This window comes from Streptomyces sp. ME19-01-6 (genome assembly GCF_033793745.1).
GTDB lineage: Bacteria > Actinomycetota > Actinomycetes > Streptomycetales > Streptomycetaceae > Streptomyces.
This window is the reverse complement of record NZ_JARAXF010000001.1, coordinates 581,968-599,094: the sequence shown is the minus strand read 5'-3', so window position 1 is coordinate 599,094 and position 17,127 is coordinate 581,968. Positions and strand designations below refer to the sequence as shown.

Sequence of the window (17,127 nt, the reverse complement as noted above, 5' to 3'; positions counted from 1 at the left end):
GGTGCGGGAGTCAGATCGATGGCGGCGAGCAGGAGGACTACCCGTGGGAGGAATGCACCACTGGCAGCGTTGGGTTTGCGGTGAGTTTGGGACAGCGACACGCCATGGCGTCGGCGTGTCGCTGTCCTATAGCCACCGCAAAGTCAGCTCGCCGCTCCGCGCTTCAGCCGGGCCGCGAGCCGGGGCAGCAGGCGGAGCGCGTTGTCGCGGTTGATGCGCCGACGGGAGCCGGGGTCGAGGGCTGGGTCGTGGTCGAAGTCCGCCGTGATGGCGCCCACTTCGCCGGCGGGCCTGGCGGGCCAGTCGGTCCCGTACAGGATGCGGGTCGGGTCGGCGGCGGCCAGCAGGGTCGGGGTGGCGTACGGGGACAGCGGCAGGGCGGTGTCGTAGTAGAAGCGCCGCAGTGCTCTGCGGACCGCATCCGGGGCGGGGCCCTCGCCCTGTCGGCCGGCGGAGACGGCCCGCCCGGCCACGTACGGGAGGAAGCCCCCGGCGTGGGACAGGATGACCGCCAGGTCGGGGTGGCGGTCGAGGGTGCCGGTGGCGATCAGGTTCAGCGCCGCCCGGGTGGTGTCGAGCGGGAAGTCCCCGATGGCCTCGGACACCCCCGGCAGTTCGGTGCCGCCTTCGGGCAGCCCCTGGGGATGGACGAAGACCACGGCCCGGCGGCGATTGAGCTCGGCGAAGAGCGGGTCGAACGCGGAGTCGCCGAGGTAGCGGCCGCCCGTGCTGGTCATCATGATGACGCCGTCGGCCCCGAGCTCGTCCAGCGCGTACGCGGCCTGCTCGATGGCCAGGTCGATATGCGCCATCGCGACGTTGGCGAAGAAGCCGAACCGGGTGGGATGGTCCGCCACCAGCTCCGCGAGGGACTCGTTGCACACCCGGACGCCCTCCTTCGCCACCGCCCGGTCGCGGAAGGCCACCGACGGCACCGGGGCGGAGGCCACCCCGGCCGCGATGTGGTGGGTGTCCATCACCTCCAGCGTCTCGCGGAGGGTCCAACGCGCCCAGTCCGGCCCGCCCTCGGGCGGAAGGAGCCCCGCGTCGATGGCCCACTGACGCATGGCCGGCGGTAACGCGTGGTGGTGCGTGTCGATCCGCCCGGCCCCCGGCGGCCCGCCCTCACCCCTCCGCCTCGTGTCGGCCGAGGCACCGGGCGCCGAGGTGAGCCCGGCCCCGACGGCCACCGCCCCCGCGCCCGCCGCGCGCAGGGCGCGGCGGCGGGTCAGGGACGACGGGGTGGGCGTGGTGGCGGGGCGGGGAGCGCGGGGTGTGGCCATGGGGGGGCCTCCTTGTCGTGGGGGCGTGTCGTGGCCCGAACCGGTTGACACATCCACCCTCGGCCGGTCGGCCAGGGCCACGCATCGGGGCACGTCCCCGATCCCGCCCTGGGCCGCCCCGTACGGGTCCCGGGAGCCGGTCCCCTACACCGCCCGCAATGCCGCTGGTCCTGCCATGAGTAGCCGGGCCCTACCTGATCTGCTCGGCGGCCCACTCGGCCCACTCGCGGCGCATGGCGTTGAAGCGCAGGCCGTACTCCAGGGCGATCCGGCCGTAGACCGAGAGGTCGTCGTCGCCCCAGTCGATGGACTCCGCCAGCCGGCGCAGTTCCTCGTGCCCCTGCTCGGACATCTCGACCAGCTCCGTCAGGTACGCGCGTGCCTGCCCGGGCTTCAGCACCCCGAGGAAGAACACCCGCAGCAGAACCTCGCTGCGCGTGTTCCGCTGGGGTCTGGTCTCCGTCAGCCAGTGCCGCAGTTCGGCCAGCCCCTCGTCGGCGAGGGCGTATTCCTTGCGGCCGCGTGGCCCCTCGGCCGCCACCGTGATCAGTTGACTGCCCGCAAGCTTGGTCAGCTCCGTGTAGATCTGGCTCTGGGTCGCCGGCCAGACGGTGGCCAGTGAGGTCTCGAACCGCTTGAGCAGGTCGTATCCGCTGGCGGGGCGCTCCGAGAGCAGGCCGAGCAGTGCGTGTCTGAGGCTCATGCCCTCACCCTACATTCCAGAATTGACATGTCACATCAAGACCTTCTAGTTTTGACATGTCAGAGGAGAAACATCGAACCAACGGAGAGACCATGTCCTACCTGCGCACGTTCCTGCCGTGGATCGTCTTCGCCCTGCTCCCGTCGGGGAGTTGGCAGTGGGCCGCACTGGCAGCGCTGGTGGTCGCCGTGGCGGTGGTCGCCCAGCAGGTACGGACCGGCACCGGGTTCGACGCGCTGATCATCGAGCTGGGCTCGGCGGTCTTCTTCGCCGCGCTGGCCGTCATCGCCTTCGCCGATCCGCACTCGGTCGTGCACGGCTACTCCGCGGCCCTCTCCTCGGGCACCCTGGCGGTCATCGCCGGAGCCTCGCTGGCCCTCGGCAAGCCGTTCACCCTGGGCATCGCCAAGCGCACCACCCCGCGCGAGATCTGGGGGCTCACGCCGTTCATCCGGATCAACGTCGTCATCACCGCCGTATGGGCCGCGGCCTTCGCCCTGACCGCCCTCGCGCTCGCCTTCGAGGCGCACGCCGGAAACGGTCACTCGACCACCGCCACGCTCGTCCCGGTCGCCGGCTTCGCCGTCCCGATGGCCTTCACCATCCGTTACGTCGCCCACGTCCAGGCCAAGGCCGGACAGCCGGCTCAATGACCCCATGATTCACTTGCGTTGACCAGAAAGTATTCCTCGTGGCACTCAAGGACGGGGCTCGAATCATGAGTGATGCGTACTCACCCATCCCGGAGCTGAACCAGCTCAAGGAGTTCACTGACCGGATCGGTCAGGTCTGGTACTCGGAAGGCTTCGAACTGTGCGAGTACGGCGTGGACGCCGGCCTGGACACCTGGTCGGAGGAGCCGGAGTTCCTGGCCGGACTCATCCCCTTCGCGCTGGCCACCCGCTCCGGTTCCCACTACGCGCTGTGGCGATGTGACGACCGGACCGACCTCGCCACGTTGCCGGTCGTCTTCGTCGGCGACGACGGAGATCTCTACGTCGTCGCGCGCGACCTGCCGGAGCTGTTCCAGCTCCTCGCCATCGACGAGGAGACCTTGGACCCCGACGGCGTCGAGCAGCACACCGAGGGCCACCAGGAGTACCTCACCTGGTTGAACGAGACCTTCGCGCTGCGGCCGCCGGAGGACCTCGACGCGCTCTGGGCGGGGCAGAAGGAGTACGACGAACGGTTCAAGACGTGGGCGAGCCGGTTCGTCGACGATTCAGCGCTCTCCGCGTCCGCCTGGTGTCGATAGTCTCGCCGGTCGCCAGCCCCAGCCCCTACGAAGGGAACCACCCGTGACCACCGAACGCCCCCGCATACCCATGACCGGCGACGAGCGCGAGACGCTGCGCGGCTTTCTCGACTTCCACCGGGCGACCCTCGCCAGGAAGTGCGACGGCCTGTCCGACGAGGAGCTGCGGCGTCAGTCGATGCCGCCTTCGACGCTCTCGCTGCTCGGGCTGGTGCGGCACATGGCCGAGGTGGAACGCAACTGGTTCCGAAGGGTGATCAACGGCGAGGACATCCCTCTCGTGTGGTCGGACTCGTTCGACTTCCAGGCGGCCTACGACGCGCGGGAGGCCACGCGGGCGGAGGCGTTCGAGGCCTGGCAGGCGGAGGTGGAGCACGCGCGGCGGATCGAGGCGGAGGCGGAGTCGCTCGAGGTGACGGTCCATGCCGTGCGGTGGGGGCAGGACGTGTCGCTGCGTACGGTGATGATGCACATGATCCTGGAGTACGGGCGGCACAACGGCCACGCCGACTTCCTGCGCGAGGGTGTCGACGGGACCGTTGGCGCCTGACGTCGGCGCGTCGGCTACCGGCTCACCAGCCGGAGCTCCAGCTCGCGCTCCTGGTCACCCGGAACCCTGCCCCGGTCCTCGATGGCGAAGGCGCGGGCCAGGACCTCGCGCATCTGCTCCACCTGGCACGGGCAGCCCTGCAGGTCGGCCGTGACGGGGGCGGTCAGGGCGGTGGGCTCGGGCTCCGGGTGGGTCGGGGTCACCTCGAAGGTCGAGGTCCACACCACCGGGTGTCCCTCGAGCGGATGCTGCGGCAGACCGGCGTACGCCTCGTCGGAGCGGTAGCACCGGTGCAGCACGTCGAAGACCACGTCGGCGTCGTCCCGCGAGATTCCCGTGAGGGTCACCAGTACATGCTCGGCGTGCCATTCCACGTTGGCCATGGCGGGCACCTTCTTCGCTGAGCGGTTGTTCTTACCTTCATGTTCGCAGCTTTTGCGGGGATTCACCCGGATGGCTCGTCCGGAATCGGATGGTCCGGGCGCGGGCTCCCGGACTGCCGAGGGCTCCCCCGCCGCCCGGTGCCGGACTCGTCCAGATCGGGCACGTCGTCGTCCGGGTCGTCGGGTGGGCTGTACCGGGCTGCGGAGCTGTCCACATCCAGGGGGTCCGGGCCGTCCTGCGCCTGCTGGTCGGGCAGATCCCTCGGTACGGCGTGGGCGTGGTCCCCGGGGGCTTCCAGTCGTCGGTCAGTCACTGCCGGTTCCCTTCATCGGCGGACGGACCCCTCAGGTACCCCGAGAGCCGGAGGCTACGCCGTCAGGCCGGACAGCAGGGCCCCCAGACCCGAGCAGTCGTTCCCCCCGGACGGATCCGGCTGGTACGTCGCCCAGAGGACCACCAGCTGCACCAGGAGCAGCAGGGGGACCAGGCAGCCGGCCGCCATGGCCAGCCGGCCGGACACGGACACCCCCAGGCGCTGCCCCCGGCGGCGTGCCCCGCGGTGCAGGGCCCACAGGAGCAGCAGGGCGGCCACGGAGCACAGCGGGGCGGACCAGGCGGTGAGGTACATCCGCGTGGAGGGGCCCAGGTACTCGCAGTGCTGGAAGGTGTCGCCGTCGAAGGCGGCGCTGGCGGCCAGCAGGCCCGCCGAGGCGACTACCAGGACGGGGACGAGCGGGGACCAGCGCCGCCAGGCCGGGCGGGAGGCGGAGCTGGTGGGCGGGGTGTAGGTGTGCGTGGACATCGATTACCAGCCAGGGTCGGATACCAGCCATGGACGGCTCGGATGCCGGGCATCTTAGGCCCTTCACACACGGCATGACCTGGGCTGATTCCGACGGAACAGACACCTCTGGCGGTCGATGAATGGTTGATATCACGCCATGGCGGTATCTGCCCCCGGGGAGCGATTGCCGATCTTTTACCTTCGGTGCGCCGGAACGGGGGCTCGCGCCCAGCGACCACGAGTCGCTGGGCGGGAGCCCGGCCCGCCGAGCCCCGAGCCCCGGCTCAGACGAGCACGTTCTTGTAGAAGATGTTGCTGCGGCGGTCGCCCGCGGCACCGGAGGCGAAGCCCAGGAAGAGCCGGACCTCCCCCGCGGCAGTCCGGTACACCCCCATGCCCTCGGGTTCGCGGTAGGTCAGCGTCGAGCCCGCCCCGGTGAAGGCCCGCTGGGTCAGAGCTCCGGTGTTCACGTTGACGCTGGAGGTGTAGGCGTTCCCGGGGGACGGGTTGTCGTCGCCGTAGGCGGTACCGGTCAGCTGGTAGACGTACGAGCCGTAGAGCGCGTAGCCCTGGAAGACGGCCGGGTCGCTGGGCTGGGCGAAGTCCGCCAGGCGGTTGGTGTAGTTCCCGGCCGCGACCTCGTTCACATTGAAGATCGCGTACCGCCTGCTGCCCGCGGTGTTCAGATAGCGGATCGCCATCCGGTTGTTCACCGGGTCGATCGCGCAGGTGGTCTCTGTCGCGTCGGAGACGGGTGAGTGCTTGGTCAGGGCGGAGGAGGTGTTGGAGAGGGTCGTCCCGCTGCTCCAGCGAAAGCGGGCCAGCCGTTTGCCGCGGGCGCCGCTGTTGACGTCCACTTCGGTCCACAGATAGGTGCTGGTGCCCACCGGCTGCGCGGCTATGGACACGCCATGTCCGAATCCGAGCAGATACATATAGCCGAGCTCATTGCCGGCGAAGTCCAGCTGGGTGATGCACAGGTCGCCGCTGCTGTCCGGCGAGCCGTCCTTGAGCTGGGCCACGAACAGGCGCCGGTTGACGTTGTCGAAGGTGAAGGACTGCTGGACCCTCGCGTCGTGCAGGCGTGCGTGGCGGAAGAGGTCGTACGAGGGCTCGGTCAGCTGGAAGCGCGGGGATGTCGGGACGGCGGTGGGGGCGGCCTCGCTCGCGGTGGCCGCCTTGGCCCCCAGGCCGAGCGCGGCACCCGCCGCGGCCCCGCCGCCGAGCATCAGTAACCGGCGTCTGTTCCATGTGCGGTCTTGCGTCATGGATCTCCGCTTTCTGTCGGTGATGTGCCGGAGCGCCCCCGTCCCCCGGTGACGGGGGACGGGGGCGCTACGCGCGTAGGGCCTTGGTGATCCCGTTCTCCAGATCTGCCCGGGGTACGCCTCCTTGAAGCGTCAGGTTCATGTCACCCCGGGACGTATCAGTACGCCGTGGGCCAACCGCCGCTCCAGCTCAGGAGGTTGACGCCGAGCTTCGAGGTGCCGTTGTCCTGGCCGTCGTAGTAGTGGTAGACGAGCAGGTCACCGTCGGCGTCGCTCATGACCGACTGCCCGCCGGGGCCGATGTAGCGGCCGTGGGACTCCAGCACCACCGAGCCGCCGTTGTTCATCATGTTGACGCCGTTCTTGTCGAGGTACGGCCCGGTGGGGCTGGTGGCGCGGCCGACCTTGATCTTGTACGTGGAGCTGGTGCCCGCGCAGCAGGTGTCGTACGAGGCGAACAGGTAGTAGTAGCCGTTGCGCTTGACGACCGTGGGCGCCTCGACGGCCTTGGTGCCGGTGGGCCGGGAGGCGATGCCGTAGACGGTCCTGTCGCCCGCGTACTGCTTGCCCGTGGAGGGGTCGATGCGGATCATCTTCAGCCCCGACCACCACGAGCCGAAGGACAGCCACCACTTGCCGTCGCCGTCGACGAAGAGGTTGGGGTCGATGGCGTTGTAGTTGCTGCTGTCGGTGGTGGAGTGCACGATGCCGTAGTCGGTCCAGGTGCCCGCCTTGCCGCTGGACGAGGTGGCGAACCCGATCGCGGAGTTGCGGGACCCGAACGACGAGACGGCGTAGTACATCAGGTACTTGCCGCCCTGGTACGAGATGTCGGGCGCCCAGGGGTCATTGCTTGAGGAGTAGTTCTTCCACCACGACGGCGGGGAGTTGAAGGCGTTCCCCGAGCGGCTGAAGGCGATCCGGTCGGTGGAGGTGCGGGCCTCCAGGCCACCGTGGGTGGAGTAGAGCAGGTAGGTGCCGTCGCTCGCGCGGATCATGGTGGGGTCGTGCACGACGATGTCGCCCGTCACCCGGCCCGGATTGGGGTAGGCGGACGCGCTCGTCGGCAGCAGCGCGAAGGCCATGGCGCCCACCAGGGCGGCGAGTCGCCGGCCCCGGGTACGCCCGGCGCCGGTACGTCTCGACATGGTGTGGATCATTCGGCTCTCCTTCGGAATGTTTTCGGTGCCTCTCCGAAACACATGGCGGTACACACGGCGATCGGTGGCCTCAACTCCTCCCTTGCACAGGGGATTGACTCGCCTCTCAGCTGCCTCTACGGTCCTCCGGACGTTTCGGTGACGTTCCGGAAGTTTTTCGGAGGCAGGGGAAAGGACGCTCTCGTGATCAAGGTGATGCGCGCCGCTGTGACGGGCGCACTGGCCGTCACCCTCCTGGGGGCGGCGGCGACCGCGCCACAAGCCCACGCCGACGGCAGCGCCGGGGCAGGGGCCACCGGCCGGGTGGACTTCGGCCAACGCCTCCAGCCCATCGACGGCTTCGGCTTCTCGCAGGCCTTCCAGCGCGCCGACATCATGCACGGCGCCCGCGGGCTGACCCCCGAACACCAGCGGGAGGTCCTCGACCTGCTGCTGGACCGGAAGTCCGGGGCCGGTCTGAGCATTCTGCGGCTGGGCATCGGCTCGTCCTCGGACGAGGTGTACGACCACATGAAGTCGATCCAGCCGACCGACCCGGGCGGGCCCGAGGCCACGCCGCGCTATGAGTGGGACGGCGACGACGGCGGCCAGGTGTGGCTGGCGAAGGAGGCGAAGGCGTACGGCGTCAAGCGCTTCTACGCCGACGCCTGGAGCGCGCCCGGCTATATGAAGACCAACGGCACGGACGCGAACGGCGGCACGCTCAAGCCCGAGTGGCGGCAGCGTTACGCCGACTACCTCGTGCAGTACGCGAAGTTCTACCGCCAGGAGGGCGTCCGCGTCACCGACCTCGGCTTCACCAACGAGCCGGACCTGTCCACCTCGTACGCGTCCATGCAGTTCACGCCCGAGCAGGCGGTGGAGACGGTCAAGGCGCTCGGGCCGACCGTGCGGCGGGCCGGTCTCAACCTGGTGTGCTGCGACGCCGCCGGATGGGACCAGCAGGCGGAGTTCAGCGCGGCGATCGAGGCGGATCCGCGGGCCGCGGCGTATGTCGGGGTGCACACCGGCCACCCGTACGTCACCCCCTCCGACCAGCCGCTGCCCACCAACCGCCGCACCTGGATGTCCGAGTGGAGCCCGAACGGCGCCACCTGGAACGAGGCGTGGGACGACGGCTCCGGCTACGACGGCCTGGCCGTCGCCGAGGCCATCCACACCACGCTCGCGGACGCCCGCGCCAGCGCGTATGTGTACTGGTTCGGCGCCTCGATCGGGGCGACCCGTGGGCTGATCCAGCTGGACGGGGCGGACTACCACGTCTCCAAGCGGCTGTGGGCCCTGGCCGCGTACAGCAGGTTCATCCGGCCGGGGGCGGTGCGGGTGGCCGCGTCGTCCGAGGCGTCGGGCGTCAAGATCACGGCGTTCCGCAACCAGGACGGGGCGCGGGTGCTGGAGATCCTCAACACGGGGGCGGACGCGGTGCGGACGGACTACGCGCTGACGGGCGGCGGTGCGGGGGGCTCCGCGCGCGGGTCGGTGTACCGCACGGATGAGACGCACTCGCTGAGCCGGGTCGGCGCGGTGGACGTCCGAGGCGGCAAGCTGGGCGTCGAGCTGCCGGCGCGGTCGCTGACCACGGTGGTGCTGGGGAAGTAGCCGCCGGGGAGTCCGGTCCGCCCGGCTGGGCGGACCGGACCCACCCCGTGGGGGGACGCTCACTGGCCCGCCAGACCCGTATGGGCCACGCCGCGGACGATCTGGCGCTGGAAGAGCGTGAAGACCACCAGCAGCGGCAGGCCCGCGATCACGACCGAGGCCATCATCTGGGCGTACCGCAGCCCGTACGAGGACTGGACGTTGACCAGCCCGACCGGCAGCGTCATGCCGTTCGGGTCGGTCGTGACCAGGAACGGCCACAGGAAGTTGTTCCACGTCGAGATGAAGGTGAAGATCGCCACGGCCGCGAGCACCGGCCGGGACAGCGGCATCACGATGGTCCAGAAGACCCGCCACCGCCCCGCCCCGTCCACGAACGCCGCCTCCTCCAGCTCACGCGGCACCCCGTCGAAGAACTTCACCAGGATGAAGACCATCGCGGGCACGGCGACCTGCGGCAGGATCACCCCCCAGTAGGTGTCGACGAGCCCCATGGAGACCATCTCCGCGAACAGCGGGGCCATCAGCACCTGCGGCGGCACCATGATCCCGGCCATCACCAGCCCGTAGAGAACCTTGCGGCCGCGGAACTCGGTCCGCGAGAAGCCGTACGCGGCCATGGCGCACAGCACCACGGTCAGCAGGGTCGTCATGACCGAGATGTAGGCGGAGTTGAACATCCACTGCCCGATGTCGCCCGACTTCCACACCTCGCGGTACGCGTCGAAGGTGATCGTCGAGCCGATCCACTTCAGCGGCGTCGTGGTGGTCTCCCCCTCCGGCTTGAGGGAGGTGGCCACCGCCCACGCCAGCGGCAGCACCCACACCACCACCAGCGCGAGCGCGATCAGCAGCATGCCGATCCGGCCCGGGGCCCAGCGGACCCTGCGGCCCGCGTCGGCGCTCGCTCTCACCTTTGTCTCACTCACAGCTGTCTCCGCGCTCATGACCGCGCGCCCTCCTCACTCGCGCGGCGGGTCAGCCGCAGTTGGACCAGGGAGACGATCACGATCAGGGCGAAGAAGAGGTAGGAGACGGCGGAGGCGTAGCCGATGCGGTAGCCGGTGAAGCCGGCCTGGTAGACGTACTGCAGGATCGGGCGGGTGGACTCGTCCGGGCCGCCGGCGGTCATGATGTAGACCTGATCGAAGATCTTCAGCGAGGCCAGGATCTGCAGCACGACCACGACGCCCGTGGTGCGCCGCAGCATCGGCAGGGTGATGTTCCACAGCCTGGCCCAGGCGCCCGCGCCGTCCAGCTCCGCCGCCTCGTACAGATGCTGTGGGATGGCCTGGAGCGCGGCCAGGTACAGCAGGAAGTTGAAGCCGACGGTCCACCAGACGGTGGTCGCGACGATGGACAGCATGGCGTAACGCTCGTCGGTGAGCCAGCCGATGCCGGGGTGCAGACCGAGGGAGGCCAGCGCCTGGTCGGCGAAGCCGAAGTCGGACGGGAAGATCACCCACATGAAGAGCAGCCCGACGACCCCGGACGGCAGCAGGAAGGGCGCGAACCAGCTCAGCCGCCACAGCCACTGGACCACGCGCAGATGGTGCGCGAGCAGCGCTAGGCCCAGGCCGACAAGAACGAGGGGGACGGTGGACAGGAGGGTGAACCAGACCGTGTTCCACAGCGAGGACCAGACGTTGGGGTCCTGGAGGGCCTCGGCGTAGTTGTCGAAGCCGATGAAGTGGCTGTCGGTGCCGGTGATGTTGTCGTCGCCGAGGCTCATCTTGACGCCGTACAGCAGCGGCCAGAGGAGGAAGAGGGCGTAGACGACGAGGAAGGGCGCGACGAAGACCAGCCCGTGCTCGGTCCAGTGGCGGCGCACGGTCCTGGGCGGGGTGGTGGCGGCCGTGGCCTTGACGGAACCCGGCGGGGGCGGGGGCGCGGTGACGGTCGGCGCGCTCATTTCGCACCTCCGAAGGGGTTGGGGGTGTCGAGGAGATCGCGCAGCCGGGACTTGGCCTCTCTCAGCGCGTTCCGGGGCGTACGGGAGCCGGTGAACACCCCGGAGAACGCCGAACCGAGCTCGATCCACATGAGGGAAGCGGAGCCGGCGAACCAGGCGGGCTCGTCGAGTGCGACGTCGTTCACGACCGAGCGGTATTCGGACTGCGGCTGGAGCTTGAGATACGCGGGGCTCTTGAGCGTCGGCAGATAGGCCGGGACATGCCCGCCCTTGGCCCATTCGACGGTGTGCTTCAGCATCCAGGCCACGAACTCATGGGACGCTTCGTTGGTCTCGCCGCCCCGGTCCCTCTGGTGGGGCAGGACGAAGGAGTGGCAGTCGGCCTGGGCGGTGGGGCGGCCGAAGAGATTGGGCACACGAGTCATGGAGAACGGCAGCTTGGTGGTGCGGAAGGAGCTGATCTCCCATTCGCCGTTGAGGTAGAAGGCGGTCTTGCCGCCGTTGAAGACGCCGATGGCGCCCGGGTAGTCGACACGGCGGACGCACAGCCCCTCGTCGACGAGCATGGCCATGTACTCGAGCGCCTTGAGCGCCTTGGCGTCATCGAGGGCGAGGCGGCGGCCGTCGGCGGACAGAACCTTCCCGCCGGTCTGGGAGTAGAAGGTGGAGAACACCCGCCACGGGCCGATGACATCGCCGCCGATGGTCTCGGTGACCAGGCCCGGCGCTCCGGTGGCCTTCTTGGCGGCGCGCAGGGCGGCGGTGAACTCCTCGGCACCGTGGATGGGTTTGAGCTTGCCGTCGGGGCCGAGCAGCCCGGCCTTCTCGCACACCTCGGTGTTGTAGAAGAGCACCATGGGGTGGGTGTCGAGCGGGATGGCGTACTGCTTGCCGTCGACCGCGCCGCGCTTCCAGATGCCCTCGGGGAAGTCGGCGGCGGTCACCCCGTGGTCGGCGAGCAGGTCGAGGTCGAAGGCGTCGAGGAGGCGGCCGGGCGCGAAGCCGGCGAGCCGGGCCAGGTGCAGTGCCGCGACCTCGGGGGCGCGGCCGCCCGCGCCCGCCATGCCGAGCTTGGTGTAGTACGGAGAGCCCCACTGGAGCGTGGCGGCCTCCAGGCCGATCGAGGGATGGGCCGCGCGATAAGCGTCCAGCATCGCGTTCATGTTGACGCCGTCGCCGCCGCCGAAGAGGTGCCAGTAGCGCAGCCGGGTCTTGTCCGCGCCGATGGACGAGGGCGCGGCGCAGCCGGCGGCTCCCGCGCCCACGGCGCCGGCGGCGGCGAGCGCGCCGAGCCCGGTGAGCGCGCTGCGGCGGCTCGGGGAGGATCGTTGCATTGCGGCTCATTCCTGCTGCGCCAGGCAGCGCTGTTCGTCATTTCGAATGCCGCTCGTAACTTCGGACGGGAAACATAAGCTGCTGAGGAGGGCACGTCAACGCTTTGCACACGACTCGCCCCACCTCTTGACCACGGTCGCAGCAAGCGCTTACCGTCCGGCCGACGGACGAGCGAGGCGAGGACGGGGCGGCACAACGGATGTTCGAGCTGGGAGATCTGACCGTCCGGTACCCGCGCCACGACACGGCGGGCGACAGCGGGGCGGGCGGCGCCGGGGCCATGCTCGGGCTGGAGATCTTCCCGACCGCGCTCGCCGACCGCCTGGCGCCACCCCGCGACCGCCTGCCGGAGGACGCCGCCCGCCATCACCCCGACACCGGCCCCGCCCGCCACATCGAGCCACTGGCGGCGGTGGCCCGCGCCGGGGACCCCGTACCCGAGCCCTTCGCGGGCGTGCGCACCCTGCGGCGGACGGCCACGACGGCGGCGCTTCGGCTGCGGGCGCAGCGGCACGCCGAGGCGGTCGCCGAGTCCGTCACCGAGACCGCCGCACCGGCCGTCACCGAGATCGTCACCGAACTGTCCGACGGTCAGGGTCTGTTGGTCGCGCATCGGCTGACCCACCGCCCCGGCGACCCCTTCGTACGGATCCGCACCAGCGCCACCAACGAGGGCGACCGTCCCTTCGCCCTGGACCTGATCTCCTCCTTCACCCTGGGCGGCATCACCCCCTTCGCCGCCGACGACGCCCCCGGCCGGCTCGTCGTCCACCGCGTCCGCTCCGCCTGGAGCGCCGAGGCCCGGCTGGTCAGCGCTACCGCCGAGGAGCTGCACCTGGAGCGGCCCTGGGTGAACATCGGCACGGTGGCGGAGCGCTTCGGCGCGCCCGGGTCGATGCCCGCGGCGGGCTGGATGCCCTGGCTCGCCGTCGAGGACACCGAGGCCGGGGTGGTGTGGGGCGTCCAGCTGGCGGCGGGCGGCCCCTGGCAGCTGGAGCTGCTGCGCTCCCGCGACGGGCTGGCCATCGGCGGCGGCCCCGCGGACCACGACTTCGGCCACTGGCGCCGTATCCTTTCGCCCGGCGAGTCGTACGAGGCGCCCGAGGCCGTCGTCACCGCCGTCCACGGCGACCTGGACGCGCTCTGCGCCCGGCTCACGCGTGCCGGGGCCGACCACCCGCGGCCCGGCCCCGAGCGGACGTCACCGCTGCCGGTGATGTTCAACGAGTACGCGACGACCTGGGGCAACCCCACCCACGACCGGATCCTGGCCCTCGCCGACCGCCTCCAGGGCTCCGGCGTCCGGTACTTCGTCATCGACTGCGGCTGGTTCAGCGAGCCCGGAGAGGACTGGGGCCGCAGCCACGGCGACTGGACGCCCAGCGTCGAGCGCTTTCCGCACGGGCTCGCGGAGACCGCCCGGCAGCTGCGCGACCGCGGCTTCGTCCCCGGGCTGTGGTGGGAGCCGGAGACGACGGGCGAGCTGTCGCGGGCGTACGGGGACGCGTCGCGCCACATCGCGTACGACGGGGTCCCCGTGCACGTGTCCGCCCGCCGTTTCCTGGATCTGCGCCGCCCCGAGGTCGCCGCGCCGCTGCTGGACCGGATGACCGCGCTGCTGAGCGAGGGCGGCTTCGGCTATCTCAAGATCGACTACAACGCGCATCTGGGCCCGGGCGACGACGGCGAGGGCCTGCGCGAACTCACCGCCGCCTCCCGCGACTTCATCGCCCGCCTCTCCGCCCGGCTGCCCGACCTCGTCATCGAGAACTGCGCGGGCGGCGGCCACCGCATCGACCCCGCGTACGCCGCGCTCACCACCGTCTCCTCGGGCTCGGACGCCTTCGAGGCCCGCGAGGCCCCGGCGATCGCGGCCGGGCTGCAGCGGGTGCTGCTCCCCCGCCAGTCGCTGGTGTGGGCGACCGTACGGGCCGACGACTCCGACGCCGCGCTCGTCTCCAAGCTGGCCGCTGGGTTCCTCGGGCGGATCTGCCTGTCCGGCGACCCGGACCGGCTCGACGAGCGGCAGTGGGGGCTGGTGCGCGGGGCGCTGGACCTGTACGGGCGGGCCGCCCCGCTCATCGACGACGGGACGACGCGGCAGGGCGGCACCCGCGGGGCCGCCCTGCGCAACACCGACGGCTGGCAGTCCGTCGTACGGCTGTCCCACGACGGCCGGCGCGCCCTGGTCGTCCTGCACACCTTCGCCGACCCGGACGAGTCGCTGTCGGTGAGACTCCCGGACGGGGACGGCGGGAGCTGGACGCTGGACGCCTCGCTCCTCGCCGACGGCACCGGCGCGCTCTCCCTCGCCGGGGACCGGCTGCGCTGGCAGCGGCCCCCGGCGTGGTCAGGCGCGGTGGCCCTGCTCAGCCGTTAGGGGCGCAAGCCGTCATCAGTAGTGTGTCCCGGCATACGTCCTGTTCCCCGATGTCGAGTACTTGCCCTCGGATCTTTCATTGAGCGTTGTGCACCATGAAGGCGCTGGTGACGGGGCTGGTGTTCGGTTCCCGGTGGGATCTTCATCGGCCTGGACGACGACCCCGACAACCCCGTGATCATCACGGGCCACAAGGCCGCCCGGGCGACGCTCTGCGATCACCGGGAGACCTGTGTCCGCCTTGCCAATATGGCTGATCGAACCCCTGTGGGACCAAGTCGCGGCGCTGCTCCGGCGGCGGCCCGGCTACGATCCAACCCACCCGCTGGGCTGCCACCGCAGGCGGTTGACTCGCCGCTGCTCGCCCCGACCCTGAACCTTCTGGACGGCCTGGGCCCGCTGCCCGACGACATCACCGTGCACCTGGACGCCGGCTACGACTCGGGCAAGACCCGCACCACCCTCGACGAACGCGGACTGCGCGGCCGGATCGCACACCAGGGCGAGAGAGCCCCCGTCCAGGCCACCGTGCGCTGGCACGTAGAGCGCACCCACGCCTGCCAGAACGCCTTCCACCGTCTCGCACGCTGCTACGAACGCCGGATCGACGTCATCAATGCCTTCTTCGACCTCACGGATGCCGTGATCAGCGTGCGTAGACTCATCCGCCGTGCCTGGACCACCCACCGCTGGGACGACCGCCCCACCCGGCGACCATGAGCCCACACCCCTCTGCGCGAGTTCTCACCAGCTCCAGTGAAGCACCAAGGGAGAACGGCCTCGGCCTCTGTCCCTTGAGCTACGAGAGCCTGGCGGCTGTCGGCGGCAGTGGGTTACGGCATTGCCGCGAATGCCTCCCGATGGTCGCGTGCCCACCGCTCGAACGTGCCCGCCGGTCGGCCGAGCACCTGCGGCACGTGGTCGGTGACGTAAGCTGCACCGCCGGCGCGCGCCCAGCCGATGCCAGTGCTCATCCCGGCCGGCAACTGGTCGAGCGCATTCGTGTCGGTGATCTTGACTGGCCGTTCCAGCACGCCCTCCAGGATCGCCGCCTGGTCTGCGAACGTCAGCAGCTCTGGCCCAGTCAGGTCGTACCGCTGCCCGTCGTGCGCATCGCTGGTCATGGCGGCGACGGCGACCGCGGCCACGTCCCTCGGGTCGACGATGGCCTGCCGGGAGTCGCCAGCCAGGTTCGGGATCGGCTCTCCGGCCTGGATCAGCGCCCGGTACCACAAGAAGTTCGAGGCGAAGCTCGGCGGGCGAAGCATCGTCCACACGAGCCCGCTGGCCTCGATCGCCTCCTCCGCGGCGAGGTGCCACGCGCCGACGGTCGCCCCGTCGAAACGCTCGCCGCTGCCGATGGCGGACAGCTTGACGATCTTACGGACGCCTGCCGCCAGCGCGGCCGTGACCAGGGCGATGTCGTGGTTCGCGGTCGGTACGGGGGGCACGGTTACGAGGAAGATTGTGTCGACGTCGGCCACTGCGCGCGCCAGCGACGCCGGGTCGTCGAAGTCGGCCCGCACCCCGCCGGCCCGCTCGCGGCGGGACATCGCCCGGAACGGCACGCCCCGCTCGGTGAGCAGACGGACGACGTGACTACCGATGGTGCCGGTGGCACCGGTAACAAGGATCATGTCCCGACGATGACAGCGCTCTCACACCTCGTGATAGGAAGTTTCGGCACTATCGTGGACCGCGTGAGTTCTCTCGTCGTGCCGCCTGCTCTTCTGCGGTGGGTGGCCGGGATCGATGTCGCTACGGCGGGTGCTTCGGCGGCGGTCGATGTGCCCGATCACGCCACCACACTTCTCCTGCGCACTGACAAGCGCGAGCTGATCGTGATGGGCCCCCGCACCCGGGCCGCCTATCACATCGCCGCGCCCGGCCACTCGTGCGTGCGGGTTCGCATGCGACCGGGTCGTGCCCAATCCCTGCTCGGACGTTCGCTGAATGGTCTCGCCGACGGTGCCCTGCCGCTTAGCGAACTGCCGGGTCTGGACGTCGACCAGCTCGCCGCCGACCCGGTCACCGCTCTCGAAAAGGCACTGGCCGACCGCCCGGAGCCGTCGGAGCGGCTCGAAGAGGCGGCGCGTCTACTGGCCGGCGCCACTGTCACCGCGACCGCGGCCCGGTTGCACATCAGTGAGCGCCGCCTGCACGCCCTGTTCACCGACGCCACCGGCTTGTCCCCCAAGCACTTCGCACGCATCGACCGCGTTCGCACCGTGCTCGCGGCCGATGCCGACCGATGGGCGGACATCGCCGCGACGGCCGGCTACTACGACCAGTCCCACATGACGGCCGAGTTCCGCCACTTCATGGGTGTCCCACCGGCCGCGTTCACCGCGGGTCGGCGCCCCGCCGCGACTTTGTGCACTGCCTCAGTTCCAAGACACGACACAAAGGCACAGGTCTCCCGGTGATCACAGAGCGTCGCAACAACGTGATCACCAAGCCCTGTGCCTCTCCTCCTCCCGAGGGGCCCAGCGCGCCTATCTGCGCGACCTCTGA

17 protein-coding genes and 1 pseudogene are annotated in these 17,127 nt (G+C 70.4%); 7 read left to right on the top strand and 11 right to left on the bottom strand.

Annotation, left to right across the window (positions count from 1 at the left end; all coding sequences use genetic code 11):
* Positions 1 to 143: 143 nt before the first annotated feature.
* Positions 144 to 1,283: an amidohydrolase family protein gene (locus PV419_RS02795; RefSeq protein ID WP_319685999.1), complete on the bottom strand. Its 1,140-nt coding sequence runs from the start codon at positions 1,281 to 1,283 to the stop codon at positions 144 to 146.
* A gap of 190 nt (positions 1,284 to 1,473) precedes the next feature.
* Entirely contained in the window at positions 1,474 to 1,986 is a 513-nt protein-coding gene (locus PV419_RS02790) for a PadR family transcriptional regulator (protein WP_319685998.1), read from the bottom strand.
* 92 nt (positions 1,987 to 2,078) lie between these two features.
* Between PV419_RS02790 and PV419_RS02785 the strand changes: the two genes are divergently transcribed.
* The 3 genes from PV419_RS02785 (at position 2,079) to PV419_RS02775 (ending at position 3,791) form a co-directional block, all read left to right on the top strand.
* Positions 2,079 to 2,639, top strand: a complete 561-nt coding sequence (locus PV419_RS02785; protein WP_319685997.1) for a hypothetical protein — start codon at positions 2,079 to 2,081, stop codon at positions 2,637 to 2,639.
* A 65-nt stretch (positions 2,640 to 2,704) separates the two neighbouring features.
* Positions 2,705 to 3,241 carry a hypothetical protein gene (locus PV419_RS02780; protein ID WP_319685996.1) on the top strand — a complete coding sequence of 179 codons (537 nt, stop codon included), beginning with the start codon at positions 2,705 to 2,707 and terminating at the stop codon, positions 3,239 to 3,241.
* A 70-nt stretch (positions 3,242 to 3,311) separates the two neighbouring features.
* Entirely contained in the window at positions 3,312 to 3,791 is a 480-nt protein-coding gene (locus tag PV419_RS02775) for a DinB family protein (protein WP_319686202.1), read from the top strand.
* 14 nt (positions 3,792 to 3,805) lie between these two features.
* Here PV419_RS02775 and PV419_RS02770 read toward each other — a convergent pair whose 3' ends face one another.
* From PV419_RS02770 to PV419_RS02750, 5 genes are all read right to left on the bottom strand, one after another.
* A complete protein-coding gene (locus PV419_RS02770) occupies positions 3,806 to 4,174 on the bottom strand; it encodes a hypothetical protein (RefSeq protein ID WP_319685995.1) in 369 nt (122 codons plus the stop codon).
* A 62-nt stretch (positions 4,175 to 4,236) separates the two neighbouring features.
* Positions 4,237 to 4,488 (bottom strand): hypothetical protein, encoded by a 252-nt coding sequence (locus PV419_RS02765; protein ID WP_319685994.1) that lies wholly within the window; start codon positions 4,486 to 4,488, stop codon positions 4,237 to 4,239.
* A gap of 54 nt (positions 4,489 to 4,542) precedes the next feature.
* Positions 4,543 to 4,977 carry a hypothetical protein gene (locus PV419_RS02760; protein WP_319685993.1) on the bottom strand — a complete coding sequence of 145 codons (435 nt, stop codon included), beginning with the start codon at positions 4,975 to 4,977 and terminating at the stop codon, positions 4,543 to 4,545.
* Between the two features lie 266 nt (positions 4,978 to 5,243).
* Positions 5,244 to 6,227 (bottom strand): teichoic acid biosynthesis protein C, encoded by a 984-nt coding sequence (locus tag PV419_RS02755; RefSeq protein WP_319685992.1) that lies wholly within the window; start codon positions 6,225 to 6,227, stop codon positions 5,244 to 5,246.
* Between the two features lie 158 nt (positions 6,228 to 6,385).
* Positions 6,386 to 7,375, bottom strand: a complete 990-nt coding sequence (locus PV419_RS02750; RefSeq protein ID WP_415925211.1) for an arabinan endo-1,5-alpha-L-arabinosidase — start codon at positions 7,373 to 7,375, stop codon at positions 6,386 to 6,388.
* A gap of 195 nt (positions 7,376 to 7,570) precedes the next feature.
* Here PV419_RS02750 and PV419_RS02745 point away from each other — a divergent pair, with 195 nt between their 5' ends.
* Positions 7,571 to 8,986, top strand: a complete 1,416-nt coding sequence (locus tag PV419_RS02745; protein WP_319685991.1) for a glycoside hydrolase family 30 protein — start codon at positions 7,571 to 7,573, stop codon at positions 8,984 to 8,986.
* Between the two features lie 59 nt (positions 8,987 to 9,045).
* On the opposite strand, the gene PV419_RS02740 is transcribed toward PV419_RS02745, so the two are convergent.
* Genes PV419_RS02740 through PV419_RS02730 form a run of 3 tightly spaced genes read right to left on the bottom strand, consistent with a single transcriptional unit; the run spans position 9,046 to position 12,232 of the window.
* Positions 9,046 to 9,933: a carbohydrate ABC transporter permease gene (locus PV419_RS02740; protein ID WP_319685990.1), complete on the bottom strand. Its 888-nt coding sequence runs from the start codon at positions 9,931 to 9,933 to the stop codon at positions 9,046 to 9,048.
* Complete coding sequence (locus PV419_RS02735) at positions 9,930 to 10,898, bottom strand: sugar ABC transporter permease (protein ID WP_319685989.1); 969 nt, start codon at positions 10,896 to 10,898, stop codon at positions 9,930 to 9,932. The genes PV419_RS02740 and PV419_RS02735 overlap by 4 nt, the downstream gene beginning before the upstream one ends.
* The gene (locus PV419_RS02730; protein WP_319685988.1) at positions 10,895 to 12,232 is read right to left on the bottom strand and encodes an extracellular solute-binding protein; all 1,338 of its coding nucleotides are present in this window, start codon (positions 12,230 to 12,232) and stop codon (positions 10,895 to 10,897) included. The genes PV419_RS02735 and PV419_RS02730 overlap by 4 nt, the downstream gene beginning before the upstream one ends.
* A 200-nt stretch (positions 12,233 to 12,432) precedes the next feature.
* Between PV419_RS02730 and PV419_RS02725 the strand changes: the two genes are divergently transcribed.
* Both PV419_RS02725 and PV419_RS02720 read left to right on the top strand, forming a co-directional pair.
* On the top strand, positions 12,433 to 14,613 hold the full coding sequence (locus PV419_RS02725) for an alpha-galactosidase (RefSeq protein ID WP_319685987.1): 2,181 nt from the start codon (positions 12,433 to 12,435) through the stop codon (positions 14,611 to 14,613).
* A gap of 232 nt (positions 14,614 to 14,845) precedes the next feature.
* Positions 14,846 to 15,333 (top strand): annotated as a pseudogene (locus tag PV419_RS02720) (transposase).
* A 113-nt stretch (positions 15,334 to 15,446) separates the two neighbouring features.
* On the opposite strand, the gene PV419_RS02715 reads toward PV419_RS02720, so the two are convergent.
* The gene (locus tag PV419_RS02715; RefSeq protein WP_319685986.1) at positions 15,447 to 16,250 is read right to left on the bottom strand and encodes an NAD(P)H-binding protein; all 804 of its coding nucleotides are present in this window, start codon (positions 16,248 to 16,250) and stop codon (positions 15,447 to 15,449) included.
* 63 nt (positions 16,251 to 16,313) lie between these two features.
* Between PV419_RS02715 and PV419_RS02710 the strand changes: the two genes are divergently transcribed.
* On the top strand, positions 16,314 to 17,039 hold the full coding sequence (locus PV419_RS02710) for an AraC family transcriptional regulator (RefSeq protein ID WP_319685985.1): 726 nt from the start codon (positions 16,314 to 16,316) through the stop codon (positions 17,037 to 17,039).
* Positions 17,040 to 17,127 lie beyond the last annotated feature (88 nt).